General features: G+C 39.1%; 3 protein-coding genes. 1 reads left to right on the forward strand and 2 read right to left on the reverse strand.

The features are described 5' to 3' along the window. Together Q0L68_RS17010 and Q0L68_RS17015 are read right to left on the reverse strand one after the other, a co-directional pair. On the reverse strand, nt 1-1,636 hold a 1,636-nt coding region (locus Q0L68_RS17010; protein WP_296705431.1), incomplete at its 3' end, for a penicillin acylase family protein. A 109-nt stretch (nt 1,637-1,745) separates the two neighbouring features. Continuing rightward, nucleotides 1,746-3,416, reverse strand: a complete 1,671-nt coding sequence (locus Q0L68_RS17015) for a bifunctional metallophosphatase/5'-nucleotidase (RefSeq protein WP_296705432.1) — start codon at nt 3,414-3,416, stop codon at nt 1,746-1,748. A 372-nt stretch (nt 3,417-3,788) separates the two neighbouring features. On the opposite strand from Q0L68_RS17015, the gene Q0L68_RS17020 reads away from it, so the two are divergent. Beyond that, the coding region (locus Q0L68_RS17020; RefSeq protein ID WP_296705434.1) for a M20/M25/M40 family metallo-hydrolase at nt 3,789-4,334 on the forward strand (546 nt) is incomplete at its 3' end.

Consider the following 4,334-nt stretch of genomic DNA (forward strand, 5'->3'; position numbering starts at 1 on the left):
AATAATAATATTGGAAAGCAAAAATCGCTGCGCCCTTACTTTCAATCCCTGATTTTTTATCCCAGGATTGAAGAGTTTGAATTAAACTGGCTACATCGGGGTACTTTTGAGAATCCAATGAAAAAAGGGATTCCATGTTTGTCCGGAAATCTAGCTTTGTAGGTAATTGCCCATCGAATTTTATGCGCTTGAATTGCTCGTAATTGATCTTTCCCGTATCTGCCATGAGCTCCCGAAATCGAGTAGATCTGTTGTTGTCTCTAAGCGAGTAATTCATTCCTTTATCGTAATCAGATGGGTTTAAATTATCAGCTAATCCACTAGCTCTAAAAGGGGAATGATTAGTGTTATAAAGGTATCCTGAGGAAGGGTTTACTTGTTGGGGAAGACTTGAGAAATCATAATACTTGGTCCAAAGGGATTCTTTACTAATTCCAGCTACTGTTTCTGTATAATCGAAATTTGGATTTCTAACTGGCAACAGTCCATTGCTCACATAAAAAATCGTATCATTTTTATCTGCATAAACTGTATTAAAGCTGGTGAGTTGCATCATGCTCATGGCATTTTCAAATTCAGTAAAATTTTTGGCTTTGTTCATTCTCCACCATTGTTCCGGAGCGCCAATTCGATCCAAAACCCCCAAACGAATACTGAAAGCACCTTGATCCGTGACTAATGTAGGTCCATAAATGCTCTTCCAAACTTTTTTGGGAACGGGAAAGGTGATTAAATCCCAAAGCTTAACTTTCAACCATACCGTTTTTTCCTCTAGCTCGATCCATTCTCCATCCACTTTATATTGACTTTCATTTTCTGGGTTTATTTCCAACTGAAATACATCCAGCAAATCAGGAAAATTGACGGTATGTGCCCAGCCTAAATTTTCATTGACCCCATGGAAAATCATAGCTCCACCAGGGAAAAGTCCTCCCAGAATATTCCATCCTTCTTCCGAGTGAAGGTGTGCTTCGTACCAAGCCACAGGACCCTCCAAAGGCTGATGAGAATTGATTGCTAGAAATGACTCGCCAGTTTCGGTTCGAGAGGAATGAATGGCGATGGCATTGGAGCCTTTAGGGTTTGTGTCAAATGGAACTTCAGCGACTGTTCCATTTACGATCTGAGTGACAGCCCGGTCTGCACTTGACATTTGTGCCAGAGAAAGAATGTATGCAGCAGCCATTTCTTTTGTAGTGACGGGAAACGCTTCGGAAAGTAAAATTTCCTCGGGATGGGCTAAAGCAAAATCATTCATTCCTGCAGCATAGCCTTCTAATACTCTTTTGAATTCCTCCGAAAAAGTGTTTTCATATTTTGCTTCTGCCAATTCACTTGTTCCAAGTAAATGTCCAAAGAAGTCTATGGCAGCTCCATCTTGTCCGAATACTTTTCCGGCAATCCTTTTACCGGCAAGCAAAGTTTTTTGGATCGTTTCAAAATCATCTTCAGCATGAGACCATGCCAATCCATAGGCAACATCAGCATCGGTCTTTCCGAAAATATGAGGAACGCCATATTCATCCCTGGCAATTTCAATCTTTGAAGTATCCCAACCAGATGAATTATAGGAAGTTTCACACGAAAAAATCAAAAGAGTTAATAAAAAGAAAAGTCCTGCCCGAAGGATTTTCATAGGTATTTGTTTCAAGTTTAGAATTCTTCGCAAAATGCGTTTTTATCAGAAACAAAAAAAACTGGCTATAGGCCAGTTTTAGGAGGTGAATAAACACTTTTCTATGTCTTTATCTAAATTGGTAATCTACTCCAGTGACTTGTGTAAGTAGGGTAGCAGGGGCATCCAATGCAGTTGCTGATTTTGGTGGAATTGGAGTTACTGGAGAGTTAGCTCCAAGATAGCTTCGCATAGTTTCATGAAGGGTAAATGGCGTATTTTCTGTTTCCTTCACTCCTTTAAACCGGCACAATATATCATCAGGATCTCCATCTCGTTCACATGCACAAATTTTGTATACTCGGTCCGGATCAAGAGGCTGTCCATGAACTAAGGCTGATTGGACTCGCTGACCTTCTTCCCCAAAGGCATTGAATTCTACTTCCATTCCTCTGAATTTGATCACCCATCCGCCAAACCGCTTAGAAGCATCTGCTGAAAACACGTTGTTCAGTTCGCGCTCTAGCCATTCATTAATTTGTTTTCCGGTAACTTTTCCTGTTCTAATTAAAGAATCTACAGGAAGCATATCAAAGATAAAACCGTTGGTGATCGGGATATTTCCGGATTGATCCGGTGTTGACCTAGGGGGACAGAATCTGAATCCATTCGAAAGTACAATATCAATATCAGGTAACTGCCAGCTGATGGCATCCAAGATCATAGTGTCTATCGTGTTTTCGATGACGAAATACCTATATAAAGGTATCGTACTATAACCAACCACTTTTTGGATATTATCCAAGTAAGGGCCTTCATATTGAGATACGATTTTTTCAACTTTAGGAGAGGAGGGATATTTCTCCACATCCACTTCCATCAGTTCATAATTATCACTTATTACTTTCCCATTTTCAATGCTAAGTTCAAGTTTGCCAACGAAAGAACCGAATGCGCCAGGTTCTACTACTTTGGCGTATTTTGCTTGAATTGGCTTTCTGACTCTCTCATGTGTATCTCCGCCCAGGATATAATCAACACCTTCGCATGCTGGAATATTTGCCAGATGAATTTGTTGAGAAAGCCCTAGGTGGGCGACTACTGCAACGAAAGCGCATTTTTCCTGATTTTTTAGAACATCGACATAATGGGCCAGATTTTCTTCAGGTTTGGTGTAAAGGATTCCTTTGCTATAATTTGGTGACTGCCGAATGGGAACTAAATGGTCTGTGTAGCCTAAAAAGCCAATTTTTACACCATTAACAGTCCAAATATGATAAGGAGGAAAAATCAACTCACCTTTTTTTCCATTTCCTAAATCGTGATACATATTCGCACAGACCTTGGGAGCAGTTAAAGAACCCAAAAGGTGCTGCATGGTTTTCTTGTAATAAATAACTTCCCAATTGCCAGGCAGGTAAAGGTCGTATCCAATCGAATTTAAGATTGGAAGCATGGCCTCTCCGGTTGTTTTTACAGACAACTCAGACCCTTGAAACATATCTCCTGTGTCGATCAGAAAGCTGTGTTCAGCTTTATTTCGTTCATTGTCTACAAAAGTTTTTAGATGAGAATAGCCACCTGTTTTTCTAAATACCTTTTCGCCATTTTCCCAGAAAAGTTCGTCGTGTGCATGAATTTGACAATGTACATCAGTAGTTTGAAAAATCGTAAGGGTGAATTTTTCAGCTGTTGATTTGTTGGGAGTTGCTTTAGCGGGAGCAGATGAAAGTCCGATTAAACTTGAACTTGCACCAATTGCACCCAGTTGGGTAATAAACTCTCTTCTAGACTTTTTCATCTGGTTTAGCTTTTGGGTTTTAAATGGGAAAAGACTTTCAAGAATAAAATTCTATTAGCGGGTTCTTCCCAAACTCACCTCAAAACTGTAAATCTAAAAGCTTTGGTTCAGTGATAAGAATCACATTAAAAAATTCTTTTCATAAAAATGAAACGATTTGGATATCAATAATTTAGAAAAAAAGTGGTTTTTGAGTAATTGGGCAAGGCCATACTTTTCTATTAAATTAAAATCTTTAAAAATAATCTTTGATGGATGCTAAAAGCTGTATTTAATGATTTTAGTATTTCTAAATTTATATTCATCTCTTTGATCTTATTCTATTATTCAATTCTTATTTTCGGAACTGAATCAACCACAACCCTAAAATAAATGAAGAATATATTCACTGTGATTTTCGTGTTTTCAGCTTTTATAGCTAAAGCACAGGAAGAAGTACTTAAAAGTCTTGATGAAAAGACTGCTTTTTATAGCAATGTTTCCCAACAAATCTGGGATTTAGCGGAACTTGGATATCTAGAAACAAATAGCTCTGCGTTATTACAAAAGACGCTTTCAGACGCTGGCTTTACGGTAAAAGCAGGAGTAGCTGAAATCCCAACAGCTTTTATGGCTGAATATGGATCAGGCAAACCAGTGATTGGTATAATGGCTGAATTTGATGCGCTACCTGGAGTTTCTCAAAAAGCAGTGCCATTTAGAGAAGCTGTCGTTGAGGGCGGAGCTGGACATGCCTGTGGTCACCATTTGTTTGGGACTGCTTCTGTAGCAGCTGGCATTGCAGCTATGGACTGGATGAAAGCAAATAATATACAAGGAACTATTCGTGTGTATGGAACTCCCGCTGAAGAAGGGGGAGGGGGTAAAGTCTACATGGCAAAATCCGGAATTATGGATGATGTAGATGCAATGCTGCAT

Origin of the sequence: Algoriphagus sp., from assembly GCF_024642405.1 — a bacterium.
Taxonomy (GTDB): Bacteria; Bacteroidota; Bacteroidia; order Cytophagales; family Cyclobacteriaceae; genus Algoriphagus.